The sequence below is a fragment of the Pseudoalteromonas caenipelagi genome (assembly GCF_013140855.1).
Classification (GTDB): domain Bacteria; phylum Pseudomonadota; class Gammaproteobacteria; order Enterobacterales; family Alteromonadaceae; genus Pseudoalteromonas; species Pseudoalteromonas caenipelagi.
Window position 1 is genome coordinate 82043 of the sequence record NZ_JABBPG010000004.1, and the last position, 16224, is coordinate 98266.

At 41.7% G+C, this 16224-nt stretch carries 13 protein-coding genes; 5 read left to right on the top strand and 8 right to left on the bottom strand.

Features of this window, described 5'->3' with window-relative positions:
- Window positions 1-663: 663 nt before the first annotated feature.
- Window positions 664-1296, bottom strand: coding sequence for a c-type cytochrome (locus HG263_RS11280; protein WP_171626180.1), 633 nt, complete (start codon window positions 1294-1296; stop codon window positions 664-666).
- A gap of 313 nt (window positions 1297-1609) precedes the next feature.
- Between HG263_RS11280 and yihA the strand changes: the two genes are divergently transcribed.
- Entirely contained in the window at window positions 1610-2263 is a 654-nt protein-coding gene (yihA, locus tag HG263_RS11285; RefSeq protein WP_171626181.1) for a ribosome biogenesis GTP-binding protein YihA/YsxC, read from the top strand.
- 9 nt (window positions 2264-2272) lie between these two features.
- On the opposite strand, the gene HG263_RS11290 is transcribed toward yihA, so the two are convergent.
- From HG263_RS11290 to polA, 3 genes are all read right to left on the bottom strand, one after another.
- Window positions 2273-2797 carry a DUF1285 domain-containing protein gene (locus HG263_RS11290; protein WP_171626182.1) on the bottom strand — a complete coding sequence of 175 codons (525 nt, stop codon included), beginning with the start codon at window positions 2795-2797 and terminating at the stop codon, window positions 2273-2275.
- On the bottom strand, window positions 2781-3353 hold the full coding sequence (locus HG263_RS11295; RefSeq protein ID WP_171626183.1) for a YceI family protein: 573 nt from the start codon (window positions 3351-3353) through the stop codon (window positions 2781-2783). The genes HG263_RS11290 and HG263_RS11295 overlap by 17 nt, the downstream gene beginning before the upstream one ends.
- Before the next feature lie 352 nt (window positions 3354-3705).
- Window positions 3706-6471 (bottom strand): DNA polymerase I, encoded by a 2766-nt coding sequence (gene polA / locus HG263_RS11300; RefSeq protein WP_171626184.1) that lies wholly within the window; start codon window positions 6469-6471, stop codon window positions 3706-3708.
- A 430-nt stretch (window positions 6472-6901) separates the two neighbouring features.
- Between polA and elbB the strand changes: the two genes are divergently transcribed.
- From elbB to HG263_RS11315, 3 genes are all read left to right on the top strand, one after another.
- A complete protein-coding gene (gene elbB, locus HG263_RS11305) occupies window positions 6902-7552 on the top strand; it encodes an isoprenoid biosynthesis glyoxalase ElbB (protein WP_171626185.1) in 651 nt (216 codons plus the stop codon).
- A 162-nt stretch (window positions 7553-7714) separates the two neighbouring features.
- Window positions 7715-8107: a c-type cytochrome gene (locus tag HG263_RS11310; protein WP_171626186.1), complete on the top strand. Its 393-nt coding sequence runs from the start codon at window positions 7715-7717 to the stop codon at window positions 8105-8107.
- Window positions 8108-8266: 159 nt separating this feature from the next.
- Window positions 8267-10840: a bifunctional diguanylate cyclase/phosphodiesterase gene (locus HG263_RS11315; protein ID WP_171626187.1), complete on the top strand. Its 2574-nt coding sequence runs from the start codon at window positions 8267-8269 to the stop codon at window positions 10838-10840.
- Here HG263_RS11315 and rep read toward each other — a convergent pair.
- Window positions 10829-12844, bottom strand: coding sequence for a DNA helicase Rep (rep, locus tag HG263_RS11320; protein WP_171626188.1), 2016 nt, complete (start codon window positions 12842-12844; stop codon window positions 10829-10831). The genes HG263_RS11315 and rep overlap by 12 nt on opposite strands.
- Window positions 12845-12962: 118 nt before the next feature.
- On the opposite strand from rep, the gene ubiK reads away from it, so the two are divergent.
- Complete coding sequence (ubiK, locus tag HG263_RS11325) at window positions 12963-13226, top strand: ubiquinone biosynthesis accessory factor UbiK (RefSeq protein ID WP_171626189.1); 264 nt, start codon at window positions 12963-12965, stop codon at window positions 13224-13226.
- Between the two features lie 3 nt (window positions 13227-13229).
- On the opposite strand, the gene can is transcribed toward ubiK, so the two are convergent.
- From can to HG263_RS11340, 3 genes are read right to left on the bottom strand one after another with little or no spacing between them, the layout of a single operon-like run.
- Window positions 13230-13886 carry a carbonate dehydratase gene (gene can / locus HG263_RS11330; protein ID WP_171626190.1) on the bottom strand — a complete coding sequence of 219 codons (657 nt, stop codon included), beginning with the start codon at window positions 13884-13886 and terminating at the stop codon, window positions 13230-13232.
- Between the two features lie 10 nt (window positions 13887-13896).
- On the bottom strand, window positions 13897-15075 hold the full coding sequence (locus HG263_RS11335) for a methyltransferase (protein WP_171626191.1): 1179 nt from the start codon (window positions 15073-15075) through the stop codon (window positions 13897-13899).
- Window positions 15076-15108: 33 nt separating this feature from the next.
- Complete coding sequence (locus HG263_RS11340) at window positions 15109-16194, bottom strand: ABC transporter substrate-binding protein (protein ID WP_171626192.1); 1086 nt, start codon at window positions 16192-16194, stop codon at window positions 15109-15111.
- Window positions 16195-16224: the final 30 nt, after the last annotated feature.

Here is a 16224-nt window from a genome sequence, read left to right on the forward strand (position 1 = left end):
GGTGAGCTCGGTTTCACAACAAACTTATAAGATATTTAACAAGAGGCGTATTGTAGCAGGTCTATTAGTAGGCATAAATAAAAAGACGGTAGAGATTGCTCCCTACCGTCTACTAATCTGAGCGTCTCAAACTGGACACTTCTCCCTTCGACTTTTAAGTCTTTATTATTTTTATTATGCTGTCTTCCATTTTGTTTTTATTTTTACTTCCCTGAGCCTTTCCATATTGTTTTTATTATTAAACTTCCATGGGGCTTTTATTATTATCGGTCAATCCTGACACTTTATTGTTATTTCCATGATAGTGAGTACCAGACTTAGTACTAAATTTGTCACCTACGCTTCCATCGCGAAATATCCATGTTGTTTTGTTGTCTCGGCGACACCAGTTAATCTACGCCTTAATAAAATAGTTACAACTGGTTAATAGTAATTTTCCTATAATTTCTTTCATGAAAATTTTGTAAGTTTCAAGATTACAAATACTTACAATTCAGAAAAAAACAAAAATAGGAATATTCCTACAAACCTATATGGCAAATGTCTCACAAAGATAAAGGGGGATATCGCAACTCAAAGACGGGATCAAAAAAGGCAGCTTTCGCTGCCTTCTTATACGATTTGCACAGTTTACAACCAAAAAAGTAAACCAACTATCAGACTTTAGTGTAATCCACCCAGATACTTAGAAAGTATCTCAATATCTTTATCTGTCAGCTTTTTCGCAATATCTTGCATCATACCGTTTAGGTCATTTGCACGCGTGCCGTCTCTGAATTTTTGCAATTGAGACTTAATATACTCTGGATGCTGGAACGAGATTTTAGGGAACTTAGCTAAAGATGTACCATTGCCTCTAGGACCATGACAGGCTGCACATGAAGGAATTCCACGCTCTGCATCACCCGCTTTGAATAACTGTTTACCCACTTCAACAACATCTTCAGGCGTTGTTCCAGCGCTCATATTTAATGAAGAAAAATAAGCCGCCAAATCTTTCATATCCTGATCTGATAACGGCATAGCCATACCACTCATCACAGGGTCCATACGACCTTCACTACCGCCTGACGTCATACCTAATTTAAATTCTTTTAATTGCTTATAAATGTAATCAGCATGCTGACCAGCAATTTTCGGGTACATATTCACAGGTGCATTGCCATCTGGGCCGTGACATGCCGCACATGTTGCAGACTTTGCTTTACCCGCTTCTGCGTCGCCATCAAATGCTGTTGCGTTGCTTGCTGACAACGTACCAAGCAACATTGTTAAAGTTAATGCTATTTTTTTCATGGTAAATTCTCTGTTTCGACCCTGTAATATTTCTATCTCACTTTACGATAACATACATTTTTCAGCGTAACGTGAGAAGACAATCTATCTATTTACGTTGCAATTTTTACATTCTACACGATATTAAATTTTCTGGCACGTTTTCTGCCCACATTAAGCTTATAAATTATGGGGTTTTGACATAGATTAAGTTCTCGCAAGGTGAAAAATCTGCTTTTCACGCTTGCTGATGCAATAATGCCTGCTTTTGCAATGCAGCTAAGTGTTATAAACTACGCTTGTTTTACCTTTTATCTTATTGTTAGGAGAGCCAGTGCTCAAATCTCGAATCAAATACCACACTGCAAGTTTTATCACCAGTGCCCCTGATATTTCTAAATTACCTGCTGATGAAGGTATAGAAGTTGCGTTTGCTGGTCGCTCCAATGCTGGTAAATCGAGCGCCTTGAACGCCCTAACAGATCAAAAGCTTGCGCGCACCAGTAAAACGCCGGGTCGTACCCAGTTAATCAATACATTTGAACTTGATGCTGAAAAGCGACTCATCGACCTACCAGGTTATGGCTTTGCTAAAGTGCCTATCGAAATGAAGAAAAAGTGGCAACGCTCATTGGGTGAGTACTTACAAAAGCGTAAAAGCTTGAAAGGGTTAGTAATACTGATGGACATTCGCCATCCTTTAAAAGACCTAGACATGGACCTTATTAACTGGGCTGTAGATAGTGAAATTCCTATACTCGCCCTTCTAACGAAGGCGGATAAGCTGAAACAAGGCAAACGTAAAGCCGAAGTGTTACAAGTGCGTAAAGCATTGGCTGAACTGGATGCAGACATAACTGTTCATGCCTTCTCATCATTAAAAGGCATTGGTTTAAATGAACTTGCTTGGAAGCTTGATGATTGGTACTTGGGCCCATTCGTAAAACCTGAAACAGACCAAGATGCGAATGAAGTTAATGGTAACTAAGCCACACCGCTACTTAGTTAAATAAAATTGTTGCCCCGCTGAGCAGATATAAACACCTTGATTGTCTTGCTCAGCAAGCTCTTCTACCCATTGATAATAAGAATTTCTCGATACCCGAGCCTGTAACCCGCGACCTAATTGCAAATACGGCAGTTCTTGCTGATGAAAACGCTGTAGCCGCAATGGAAACTGCTCACAGATAGGCCATTTTCGACCTAGATTATCAACGGCCACCAACACATCAATGTCTGCCAACGAGTGCCTGTACCAACTGCAAACTAAAAAGGCCACATCAGCTACTTGAACTTCACACCTCTCTACAGGTGTGGTCAGCCAATGCCGTTGCTGTTCACAACTCAACACACTCGCGAATAACTTTAACAATCCTAAGCGTTTTATTTCACTTCCTTGATGAAACCACCGCCCCTGCTCATCTATTGCCATATCGAGCCCCCCACAAACTTGCCCCGACCATTGTTCAGTCGGAGCATGGGGCGTTATCAAATCAGCAATTAAATCACTTAGACTGCTCATTGAATACCAAACTAAAAGTCACGGGAACCGCAGTTGCAATACTATCTAACCCTGCGATTTTTCGCAGCGCTTCGATACCAGCAGCCAAATTAAAGTCCTTAGCATTCACTAACACAGCTCGTAATGGCGTTACATGCAATTGACTATTTTGCTTATTAACAATCAAGTCTAGTTTTAACGCTTTGCGTTGACCGTGCATTAGCAGCTCAACAGGAACCGACTTTATAATTTGTACGCCGGTCTCAAGTGTTTTTAGATATGATGACAGATCAGCGCTCACTTGTGCTTGAGGAAAGTTAGCAACATCAAATAGCAACGATTGCATACGTTGATTTCTAATTGGGATCAAAGTTTCGATACTGCTCAGCTCAATCGTGAATGTGAGCTTTCCTTCATCAGACAAAGCACCATTAAGCTGCGTAAAATGATGATTTTCCGCAATGCTGTTTTTCTTAATTGAAGTGATACTTAAATCGCTATTTGAGTTATCTAATTGCCAAGCTGCAAATGCTGAAGATGACAGCAAGCTCGCACAAAGCAGTAAGGGCTTAAGCATAAAGAGATCCTTTTAAAAACTTAGAGCTCTAATACTAACATGCATTTGCAGTAGATACATAAGGATGGAGAAAAACACGGCTCACTAAAATGGTGAGCCGTTATAGCAATCTGGGGAGAAGCTATCAATACGTTGTATCCTCTTGCGAGAGATACATCATCAACAGGATGTCCTACAGGATGAGGACGCGCGCACTGTAGCAAAACCTAAACTAGAAATAAATGCTTTAAAGCAAAAATGGGGCCAATTTGATGTTTTTTAAACATTCCATTGTTTCCATTTACTCTTTCTTTACTCACAGGCTAATAAAAAAGGGCGCTGCGCGCCCTTTTATAAAAATATTAATTTTTTCTTAGTGTGCCTGATCCCAGTTTTCGCCATAGTCCGCTTCAACTAATAAAGGGACATCTAAAGTGGCAGCGTCACTCATCAGCTGACAAATTGTCGCACTGAACTGAACAACCTTATCTTTAGCGACTTCAAACACGAGTTCATCGTGTACTTGCATTAATAACTTAATGTCATCACTCGATTGAGTATGTAGCCAATCGCTCACCTTAAGCATTGCCTTTTTGATGATGTCAGCAGCCGTACCTTGCATTGGCGCATTGATAGCTGCTCGTTCAGCAGCTTTTCTTCGCGCACCATTACGCGCTTTGATATCAGGTAAATGCAGCCTGCGTCCAAACAACGTTTCTACATATCCTTTTTCAGCAGCCTCTTCACGAGTTCGCTCCATATATTCAAGCACTCCGGGGAAGCGCTCGAAGTATTTATCCATATAGTGTTGTGCTTCATGGCGAGGAATATCTAACTGACGAGATAAACCAAATGCGCTCATGCCATAGATTAAACCAAAGTTCACCGCTTTTGCTTTACGACGCATATCTGAGGTGACCTCTTCCAAAGGGACCGAAAATACTTCTGACGCTGTTGCGCTATGTACGTCTTTGCCATGAGCAAACGCACTCAGTAACCCCTTATCCTGAGAAAGATGCGCCATAATACGCAACTCAATCTGGCTGTAATCCGCCGCCAGAATTTGCTTTCCTGCATCAGCAATAAATGCTTGACGAATACGGCGACCGGCTTCGTTACGGATCGGAATATTTTGCAAATTAGGATCACTTGAGCTGAGTCGCCCTGTTGCTGTCACAGCTTGATGATAAGAAGTATGAACACGCCCGGTTTCAGGATTAACCAATTTCGGCAATTTATCAGTGTAAGTCGACTTAAGCTTAGCTAAACCACGATGCTCAATAATAAGCTTTGGTAATGGATAATCATGTGCTAACTCTTGTAGCACTTCTTCAGCAGTAGATGGCGCACCTTTTGGTGTTTTCTTAATGACTGGTAAGCCCTGCTTATCGAATAAGATAACTTGTAGTTGTTTAGGTGAGCTCAAATTAAACTCTTCCCCTGCCAACTCAAACGCTTCTTTTTCTATTTCTTCTAGCCTCTGCGCTAATTCAACACTCTGTTTAGCAAGCATGTCTGAATCAATTTTGACCCCAGTACGCTCTATATCAGATAGGACAGACAGAAGGGGTAATTCAATATCGTTAAAAACAACCAGTAATTCTTTTTGCTGCTGTAAAAGCGGCCATAAGTGTTGATGCAAGCGCAGCGTAATATCTGCATCCTCGGCAGCATACGGTGCAGCTTTCTCAAGCTCTATTTGATTAAATGTGAGCTGACTTTTTCCTTTACCCGCAATATCTTCAAAACTAATATTTTTGTGGCCTAAAAACTTAAGTGCCAAAGAGTCCATATCATGACGCGTACCGACGCTATTAAATACGTAAGACTCGAGCATCGTATCAAACGCGATCCCATTTAACTCCAGTCCGGCTCTTGCCAGCACACTTTTGTCGTATTTTAGGTTTTGCCCTACTTTTTTCACAGCGGGATCAGCAAGCAATGGTGCTACTTTTTCAAAAACCACACTTTTTGACAGTTGCTCAGGTGCACCTAAATAGTCATGGCCAATCGGTAAATAAGCCGCTTCACCTGCAGCCACAGCAAAACTCATCCCAACCAGATCTGCCTGCATATAATCTAAACTTGTCGTTTCAGTATCAAATGCTATAAGCTCAGCGGCACGTAACTTAGCAAGCCAAGTATCTAATTGCGCCTCGGTCAGAATAGTCTCATAATGTGCTTCAATTTGTTTTAAAGTTGGCGCGCTGCTTTGGCCCTCAACGTCAGCAATATCTGCTTTGTTATTACCCGCAGTGCCTTCTAGTAGCTCACTTAGCCAGCGTTTAAACTCACATTGTGCATATAGTTCAATCAACTGGTCCTTATTCACTTCACCGATAGCAAACTTGTCTAGATCCTGCTCAACATCAACATCCAATTTGATGGTCGCTAACTCATAAGACAATGCTAATTGCTCTTTATGTTCTGCAAGCTTTTTAGCCATTGTTTTTGAGCCCCGAAAGCCCAAACCGGCGATATCATCAAGCCGCTCGTACAAAGCATCTATTGAACCTATGCCTTGTAACATGGCAAGCGCCGTTTTTTCACCAACCCCTGGCACACCTGGAATATTATCAACTTTGTCACCCATCAGTGCCAAGTAATCAATGATAAGCTCAGGGCCAATACCAAATTTATCCACCACACCTTGAGGATCGAGTACCGTGTTAGTCATGGTGTTGATCAGAGTCACATGTTCATTAACTAACTGTGCCATGTCTTTATCACCGGTGCTTATCAATACATGACGTTTTTGTTCAGATGCAATTCGCGCAAAAGTACCAATAACGTCATCAGCTTCTACACCACTGATGCTAACAAGAGGCAAACCCATTGCTTTAATAATATCGTGGATCGGCTGGATCTGTGTACGCAGATCATCAGGCATAGGTGGACGATGGGCTTTGTACTCACTGTACATTTCATTTCTAAAAGTTGGCCCTTTTGCGTCAAACACTACCACCATATGGCTAGGCTGATACTGCTTCAACAGACTTTTAAGCATGTTTATCACGCCATATATTGCACCTGTAGCTTCACCTTTAGAGTTAGTCAGATGAGGTGGCGCATGATACGCACGAAAAAGATAAGAAGAACCATCAACCAAAATTAACGGATTTTCAGGGATCGAAGACATAATAAAGGGGATCCTAAATGAGCTTTAAAAAAACAGCATAAGCATGCCATAAGGACACCGATAAAACGAGGGATAAAAATAAGACTTACAAAACCTGTAGAGCCTAACAAGCTGTGGATAACTTTGTAGATAAACACAGCCTATCGCAGCGGACATGTATAAAAATGCTCACCGTAATATATAAATAATTGAAATCTATAAAGAAAAAGCAATATCTTATTCTTGTTTTTTATGTGTCAAATGTGGAAAAACATTTTACCGCCCACAAAGATTAGAACACTTTGTTCAAAAATCAAGCGCTCATTTTCAAGCGGACGGGTATACTAACATATTTGATCAAAGATCAAATAAGATCCTTTATAATATTTTTCTTCTTGCCTAATGACGATAGAGCATAAGCCAACTAAACCAGATACTAGAAGGAGTCAAAATGAAAAAAATAGCAATAATTTTGAGTGGCAGTGGAGTCTTTGATGGTGCAGAAATTCATGAATCCGTGCTGACAATGTTACATCTAGAACAATTAGGTGCACGTTACCAATGTTTCGCACCTGATATCCAGCAGCATCATGTTATCAACCATTTAACAGGTGAAGAACAAGCTCAACAGCGCAACGTTTTAGAAGAATCAGCCCGAATTGCGCGGGGGAATATAAAAGCCCTATCACAGTTAAATGTCGATGATTTTGACGCCCTAGTGCTTCCTGGCGGTTTTGGTGTGGCCAAAAACCTGAGTAGTTTTGCTTTCGATGGTGCTCAATCTAGTATTTACGAGCCATTGAAACACAGTTGCCAAATGTTTGCACAACAGCAAAAGCCAATTGCCTACTTGTGTATTGCACCCGCCTTGATTGGGCATATTCATCCAGCAGGCACCTTGGCAACTATTGGTAACGATGAACAAACTGCTGAAGCTGTAAACCAGCTTGGAGCAACGCATGTTGCATGTACTGTGGATAACATCATCATTGATAGTAAACAAAAAGTTATTAGCACACCAGCATACATGCTAGCGGAATCAATTAGCGATGCATCGAAAGGGATCCACAAAGCAATGCAAGCGCTGATTGCAATGGCATAAGAAAAAATGCCTAATGAAAGTTTGCGCCAAAGCAATAAATTAGGCATTTTTATCTTAATATGCACAAGATTGGTTTTATAAATTAATTGGTGGCGTTATAATCGCTAGAAATTCCGTCATCTTATCGTGATTGATCACGTCCAAATGAAGTGAGCAAGACTAATGAAAAAACTTTCGGCAGCACTTTTATTGCTATCAACGGCCGCTATTGCGCAGCCTTATGACAACGCTTTAACTGAAGAAGCAATCCAAAAACGCCTCGCCCCTATTGGCGACGTGTATTTAGCTGGCGCAGACAACGCAGCCGAAGCGGCTCCAACTGGACCTCGCTCAGGTGAACAAGTATATCAAGCTGCATGTTTTGCATGTCACGGTACGGGCGCGCTAGGTGCACCAAAAAGCGCTGACGATTGGGCTCCTCGCCTCGCTAAAGGTAAAGATGTATTGCTAGATCATGCAATTAATGGCTTCAATTCCATGCCGCCTCGTGGTACTTGTATGAACTGTTCTGATGACGAAATTGCCGCCGCAATTGACTTTATGACAGCTAAGTAATTCTAGTAAACAGAAGGGAAAGTTTTATTCCCTTCTGTTTATTCCAGACTATTAAAAAACCTCAACTGCAGCCTTTCACATTGCACTTGACCCTCGGCAATAAAAGTGAAAATATACGAATAATAATTGAGCAAATAATAATAACGATGGGTTGAATCATTGGAAGATCCCGCTTCTTTGCTTCGTAAGCTTGAGCACAATAATAAAAGACTCAAGTTTTTACTTAAAAAGTATAAGCAGAACAATCACTTACAGCACGCACTGATTCTACTTTCAGAGCGGGCAAGTACGGTTGCGGAGCTGACTTTGCTTTATCCAGCCATTCACGACATCTTGGTACAGTATCTTCCTAGCCGTAGCTTTTACGTTGTCTTACAAAACCAATATACACAAGCGCTAGAACTTTCTTACTTTGTTGACGAAAAAGATGGTATCGCAGTTCCTCTCAATGAAAAAAGCCATTTTTCTGAAGGCGTAACTGGTTATGTCTTTCGAACAGGTAAAACCGTTTATCTAACCAAAGAAACAATGCTCGAACAGACCAAAAAAGGGATTTTTAAAGCATTAGGTAGTCAGGCAGAACATTGGGTCGGTGTGCCTATATATCGTGATAATAAAATCATCGGTGTCATGGTGTCACAAAGCTACCAAGTCCAGCAAGGTTATAGCGAACAGCAAATCGAACTGCTGGAGGTGATGTCTCTTTACCTCGCTACAGCAATAGAACGAGTGAAAAAACGTGAGTTACTTGAGTCTGAAGTAAAAATACGTACACGCGCTTTAATGCAAAGTAATGAAGCACTCAATAAAGAAATTGAACATCGTAAAAGAGCATTAGAGCGCCAACAAATATTGTTTAAAATTTCTGAACTCGCTACTCAGTTCAATAATATTGACGATGTCTACAAGCAAGTTCATCACATCATACGCTCAATTACTTTTGCCGATAATTTGTATATCGCCTTGTATGATAAGCATGCTGGTTGGTTAAGCTTTCCTTACAGCGTGGATGAAGTAACGCAATATAAACCTCGGCCCTTTGCTAAAGGTTATAGTGAATTGGTGATACGCACCGAGCAAAGCCAATTGATAGATACAAACCGTGCCAAAGCACTTATTGCCGATGGCACAGTTGAACGTGCAAAAAGCTACAACAAAATTCAATTAGCGACCAGTTGGATGGGGGCTCCGCTCAAAACAGCTAACGGCGTGATTGGGTTGATCGCATGCCAAGCCTATGACCACAAATATGAGTTTGATTATGATGATGTAGAACTCATTTCATTTGTTTCCAATCAAATAGCATCGGTATTGCAAACCCATTTAGCTAATCAAGCACTAAAGACAAGTCACCAAGAGCTCGAACACCGCGTAGCAGAAAAAACCAAAGCGCTGCAACAAACCAATTTGCACTTACAAATGCAAATTGAAGAACGTAAGAAAATTGAACAACAACTGTATCATGACGCGCATCATGATCCTTTAACCAGCTTGCCAAACAGAAGCTTGTTCCTCACCCAATTAGAAAAGACACTACATAAATATCAACGACACCCTGAGCACCATTTTGCGGTTTTGTTTATCGATTTAGATAAATTTAAAACAATAAATGATGAATTAGGCCATCAAGCCGGGGATCAGTTCTTAATTTGGGTCAGTAAAGCCTTCTCAGATTGCATACGAGATCATGATCTTTTAGCACGCTTGGCAGGTGATGAGTTCGTGATTTTGCTTGACCATTTGAGTGATAAACAGCAAGCGGAAGATGTCGCTAAACGTATCATCCGTGTTATGCAGCAACCCTTCTGTATGAAGGGCACCTGCGTACAAAGTGGCGCAAGTATAGGCATAACTTATAGCAACAAGCGCTACAACAATATTGATGAAATCATCCGCGATGCTGATGCGGCGATGTACTACGCCAAAAACGCTGGCCGAGGTCGCTATGAGTTTTATCACCCGTTGCTCACTGCAGGTACTGGCAGCAACAAACATATAGAACACCACCATTTAGGTGCTTTACCTACCCATTTCAGACGCACTGAAGTGATATCCATGGATAATAAGCCCAGTAATATCAGCCTATTAGATGCTTTTGGCGAACATCCGGTGTTAGGCAGTACCAGCTTTGATATACTCAAAAAATTTGCAGCAGAAAGAGCTGAGCAACTGGAAATTGAACTTCAACTAATACAGCAAGTTATTCAAATTGGTAATACACAATCTCAAGATCTACTTTTTTGCAGTTCACTCAGCATACTTGACCATCAGGCATTTTTACCGCTTTGTCAGCTGCTAAAAAGTGCCAAACATCAACTATGTTTGTTATTTGATGAAAATGAATTACGTCATGCATCAAGCCAGCAGCTGGAGAACTTAAAAAGCCTCAGTAACAAGGGAGAGTTAATTGGACTTAATGATTTTGCCAAAGATCGTTGCGACTTAGCCTTATTAACCCAGTTTGATTTTAGATATGTGCTACTGAGCTCAACCTTTAGCAAGCGCGTATTACAACAGCAAAGTTATGACCTACAGTTACAAGGCATATTGGCGGTCACAAAACTCAAGCACACTCAAGTTATTGCTAAAGGACCCGCTATTTTGAATTTTAGAGGGTTGTTGGAAAGTCACGGTCTTAATTTGTTTTTTGGCAAACAACATACCATTGGCCATGAGCCCGAGCTTTCTTCACGAAAGCTACAGGGCATAAATCAAGAAACATTATCGTTTTAGCATTGCTCGTAAGTTGGCTACCCTAGCTTGGCCTTTTTCCATTCGCTCCGATTGTGAAGCGATGGTTTTTTTCTGGCCTTCGTAACTTAGATCATCTTGAGGGAGTTCGTGCACAAAACGGCTTATTTCAGGGGTTGCAACATCTCCAAACTGTCGACGATTTTTAGCGTGAGTTAAAGTCAGTGTTTGCTGCGCTCGGGTAATACCTACATAGGCTAGCCGTCGCTCTTCTTCAACGTTATCCTCGTCAATACTGGTTTGATGTGGCAAAAACCCTTCTTCCATACCCACCATAAATACATGTGGATACTCTAGGCCTTTAGAGGCATGTAATGTTAGTAATTGCACTGCGTCAGAATCATCTTCCTCTTCATTGCGCTCTAGCATGTCTCTGAGTGTTAATTTGCTCACTACTTCAGGCAGCGTCATAGCGGGGTTATCCGCATCTCCTGTGAGCATATCCGTGATCCAACGGTACAACTCAGAGACATTTTTCATACGCATCTCTGCTGCTTTTGCGCTTGGCGACGACTCATACAAATACGCTTCATAATGCGTCTCACGAACCATGTCTTTTACCGCCTCCAAAGTGTCACCACGTGAGGCCCTATCAGATAGTTCGACGACCCAACGAGCAAATCCCATCAATGCATTTAAACCACGACCCGCTAAGCGCTCAGCTAATTGTGGATCAAAACACGCTTCAAATAAGCTGATATGTTTTTCATTGGCCAAACTACCCAGCTTCTCTAGTGTAACGGGGCCTATTTCGCGTCTTGGTGTATTTACAATACGCAAAAATGCATTGTCATCATCTTGGTTTACCAATAGCCGCAAATACGCCATGATATCTTTGATTTCACTACGGGAGAAAAATGACATACCACCACTGATTTTATAGGGAATACGGTTACTCATCAGTGATTTTTCAAACACTCTAGCCTGGTGATTCCCGCGATACAAAATAGCGTAGTCGCGATAACTGGTGCGTTTCATAAATTTATGAGAAATGATCTCTGCCACCACACGCTCAGCTTCATGCTCTTCGTCACGAGTTGCGATCACGCGAATGGGATCACCGTTTTCCAGTTCACTAAATAGTTGCTTATCAAATTCGTGGGGATTGTTCGCGATGAGAATGTTCGCAGCTTTTAGAATGCGCCTACAGCTTCGATAATTTTGCTCTAGTTTGATTAGGCGTAATCCCGGAAAATCTTTAGACAATAGCACCAGGTTTTGCGGCTTGGCGCCACGCCATGAATAAATCGATTGGTCATCATCCCCTACCACGGTGAAACGCGCCCGCTCACCAACCAATAATTTAACCAGCTGGTACTGGCTGGTATTGGTATCTTGATACTCATCCACCAGCAAATAGCGAAAACGCGCTTGCCAACGCTCTCTGACTTCTGTGCTTTGCGACAGCAGCAACGTGGGCACCATGATCAAGTCATCAAAATCAAAGGCATTATAAGCTCTAAGCTGCGTTTGGTAACGCGCATATAGTTGCGCAAATAAGGCTTTTTGTGGCTCTCTGGCTTGCGCGATGGCTTGCTGTGGTAAAATTAACTCATTCTTCCAGTTACCTATTTGCATCTTCAGCAGGTTAAGTAAGTCTTTGTCTTTTTCCAGCTCTTTTTCGGTTAACTCACTGAGTAACTGATTGGTATCTTGGTCATCTAGTAAGGAAAAGTTGGTTTTATATCCGAGCGTTTTGAGCTCTTTTTTAATAATTTCTAAGCCCAAAGTGTGAAACGTTGAGACCCACAAACCTTTTGACTCTTGCTTGCCCAATGTCTGTGATACACGCTCACGCATTTCTTTCGCCGCTTTATTGGTAAAAGTAACGGCGGCAATATTCTTAGCTTGGTATTCACATTTTTGTATTAGATAAGCAATTTTATTAGTAATTACACGTGTTTTTCCCGAACCTGCTCCAGCGAGTACTAAACACGGACCACTTATATATTTAACTGCTTCGTCTTGTTTGGGGTTGAGTTTCATTCATTGCGCCAGTTGAACTACCAAACCACTATTTTACCGCAAAGCACAGTGTGCGCCTAGGCGCTAGACAAAGCATTTGCTAATATGATGACAAGCACATTCAAATAAGGGATCTGAAATGATTAACCCAGCAAAAATTGAAGAAATCGCCAAGCAAATCTCAAGCAATATGCCGCAAGGCGTGAAAAATTTAGCAGATACATTTGAAGCAAAGACCAAGCAAGTGATTCAAAATAAACTGTCTGAAATGGACTTTGTAAGCCGTGAAGAGTTTGACATTCAGAGTAAAGTACTTATTCGAACACGTGAAAAGCTAACCGAATTAGAAGCAAAAATAGCTGCTCTAGAAGCTAAACTAGAGCAATCAGACGATACTGAGTAAGCTTTACGATAAGTAGCGTTCTGCCACTTGTTCAACTGCTTGAGTATATCCAGCATTGATATGCTCGGGCAGTGACATTTGAGTCTGCACTTCATGCAGCAAGCCATCTTCTAACCCATATACCCAACCGTGAATAGTCAGCTCCTGATTGCGCGCCCAAGCATCTTGAACCACATTGGTTAGGCAAACATTGCGCACCTGATCGATAACATTCAACTCACATAACGCCGCACAACGTTTACGCTGCTCAATTGCCGTTAGTAATGCTTGATGCTTTTCTTTAACATCAGCCACATGGCGCAACCAGTTATCAATTAAACCAAATCGCGCTTCATCCAGTACAGCTTGTACACCACCGCACCCGTAGTGACCCACTACCATGATGTGCTCCACTTTAAGCACTTCTACAGCATACTGCATTACCGACAAACAGTTATGATCCGTATGCACGACCACATTTGCCACATTACGATGCACAAATAATTCACCAGGCATGAGATCTACGATCTCATTGGCAGGAACGCGAGAGTCAGAGCAACCTATCCACAAATAATCAGGGTTTTGTTGACCTGATAGCTTTTTAAAAAATTCAGGATCTCTTTGTTGGGTCCGCTTTGCCCATTGTTGATTATTACTTAAAAGGTGATCTAGCGAGCACATCTGTTTTCCTCTATTTGGCCTTCGCTTGGATCAGAATATTCCTCGGCGTTAGCTGTTTATCACAAAATTCCCTAAGCACAACATCATACCCAGATGCCTGTAAATATAAAGCCCTATCGAGGACCAACCAGATCTCAATTGCCCGTCTAAATGCATGACGTACCAGCTCTATTCTATCCGTTACTTTCTTACGAGCCTGTCCTTGCAGTAAGTACATATCATAATTACATTTGGTAGGGAGCTCGATACCTTTTTGTTCGGCTGCCCACAAGCAAAAACGCTCAAAAGACGCAGAGAAAATCGCTTTATTTACGGAAGGTACACTGACATAGGTATTAACCCCCGTCACATCTCGACGTAAAGCATCAAACCCTAAACGCCAAGTCACTTCCTTTTGCCGTATCTGAGCAACCCGCCCGGGAGCTGTCACAGTCTCTTGTAATGCAAGCTTCATATCACTGTGAGTTAAAGCTAACTTACTGTGCTTCGCTGCATCACTCATTGCTTGATAGTTGTTATCCGTAAATAAATGATAGCAACACGGAGATAGACTTATTTTTTCGCAACCAGCTTGCACCGCTTGCACCATAAAAACCTGATGTAATCGACCACATGCGTGTAATGCGACCGCGTGCTGTTTCGCAGCAAAGTACTCGCAAGTGTCATCCTTGAGTACATCGGCACACCTAAAAGTCATTGCCAAGTCTTGTTGTTTTGCACTGCGTTGACCTTGCTCACAGAGTGTTTGCTGTAACTCGATACTATGCACATGTGGCGCGCCATTAAAGGCAAGAATCCGCCCTAAATGCCCTTTTCCTGCACACCATTCAAGTACTGGTAAATGTCGTTCGTCAACATGATTAACAAAATCTTGTAACTGTAGTAGTTTTCGTCCTTTAATACCGTTACTTAACCAAAACGGCAAAGGTTCGCTGTGGTGTTGTTGGTAGGGCAAGGCCAGTAAGCGGTTGAGTTCGCTAAGCTGTGGAATAAACTGGGTTAATGCTTGTTGCAACTGTGCTTGGTCATTATCCAATTGCGTCACCTGCTCGTCACTGAGTGACATCAGCCATTCATTTAACTGACTGTCCCAAGGTAGTGCTCGCTTTTCAAAAGCGACTAACTGCCAAAAGGCTTTGGTTTCATAGAGTAAATTATCAAGATAGTTGAATCTGGTCAGTAACTGCATGGTTAAGGGTATACAACAAACAAAATCGAAACCTCATTCTACTCCTTTTTTATCCGCTTGTGTTGTATGCGCGATGCGATACTTCAAGTGGCGAGAAAAAATCAGATGAAGATATAAAGGAATACACAGAAAAGTTAAAATAGATGCAGCAACCAGCATCCATGACCATTGGTAAGGCGCTTTGATAGTTTGTGGATGGTAAACAAAGCTATCGAGCTGGTTTTGGTGTTTATCTTGATCGTAACCATAAAGCTGTGCTATCCAACGCCAACGTGTCTCAGACATGCTACCAATAGAAATTCCTGCTTGAGTAACAAATGGTCGTAACGTGTCAGCTTCGTATGCGAGCTGCTCTTTTGTCTTCTCAGGATTATATAGCGTTCTAATCACATCAATGCTTTCATGCATATTTAGCATCGCGTAACGCCACCCTTTAAGACTCGCTTGACGAAATTTTTCTACCAGCTGTGGCTTTTGCTCTATGAGATTTTCAGTGGTAAATAAAATGTCTCCATATACGTTCACGCCATATTGTTTTGGACATATTTGCCTTGTCGCGATACCAGCTTGACGCATTTTGAATGGCTCATTCGTAACATACACTTGCAAGGCATCAAATAATCCTTTTTTAAAATCGTCCATCGGATATAAGCCTGAATAAAGTGGCAATTTTCTAATATCCACCCCTGCTTGCTTTAACATCACCATGAGCTCTGCATTTTCAGCTTTACCCAAATAACTGATGCGCTTTCCTATAAAGTCTCGTGGTTCATATATTTGTGAGTCTTCTTTGACCATCCAACAATAGGGTGAGGATTGAAAAATTGCCGCTAACGCAACTAGCGGCTTTCCTTGCATACGAGATTGTAAAAGCGCTGAGTGTGTAACCCCAAAGTGCGCTTGTCCCGCAAGAACTTTGAATTGAGTATCCGGGATGCTTGTATCTGCTGGCAAAATACTGACATTTAGGCCTGCTTGCTCGTAGAAGCCCTTTTCTTTAGCCATATAATAGCCCGCAAACTGAAATTGATGGGCCCATTTCAATTGCAGCACGACATTTTCTTGAGCACTGCCATAGCAGCTAATCAACAGTACCACGATGTACACCAAGCCGCGCATACTCTTCCTTGCCTTATAATGAGAGCCCAG

Coding starts and splice junctions, on each gene's coding strand:
- HG263_RS11280 (WP_171626180.1), bottom strand. CDS start 1,296: ATGAAAAAAATAGCATTAACTTTAACAATGTTGCTTGGTACGTTGTCA.
- HG263_RS11290 (WP_171626182.1), bottom strand. CDS start 2,797: ATGAGCAGTCTAAGTGATTTAATTGCTGATTTGATAACGCCCCATGCT.
- rep (WP_171626188.1), bottom strand. CDS start 12,844: ATGAAACTCAACCCCAAACAAGACGAAGCAGTTAAATATATAAGTGGT.
- can (WP_171626190.1), bottom strand. CDS start 13,886: ATGTGCTCGCTAGATCACCTTTTAAGTAATAATCAACAATGGGCAAAG.
- ubiK (WP_171626189.1), top strand. CDS start 12,963: ATGATTAACCCAGCAAAAATTGAAGAAATCGCCAAGCAAATCTCAAGC.
- HG263_RS11335 (WP_171626191.1), bottom strand. CDS start 15,075: ATGCAGTTACTGACCAGATTCAACTATCTTGATAATTTACTCTATGAA.
- polA (WP_171626184.1), bottom strand. CDS start 6,471: ATGTCTTCGATCCCTGAAAATCCGTTAATTTTGGTTGATGGTTCTTCT.
- elbB (WP_171626185.1), top strand. CDS start 6,902: ATGAAAAAAATAGCAATAATTTTGAGTGGCAGTGGAGTCTTTGATGGT.
- HG263_RS11310 (WP_171626186.1), top strand. CDS start 7,715: ATGAAAAAACTTTCGGCAGCACTTTTATTGCTATCAACGGCCGCTATT.
- HG263_RS11295 (WP_171626183.1), bottom strand. CDS start 3,353: ATGCTTAAGCCCTTACTGCTTTGTGCGAGCTTGCTGTCATCTTCAGCA.
- HG263_RS11340 (WP_171626192.1), bottom strand. CDS start 16,194: ATGCGCGGCTTGGTGTACATCGTGGTACTGTTGATTAGCTGCTATGGC.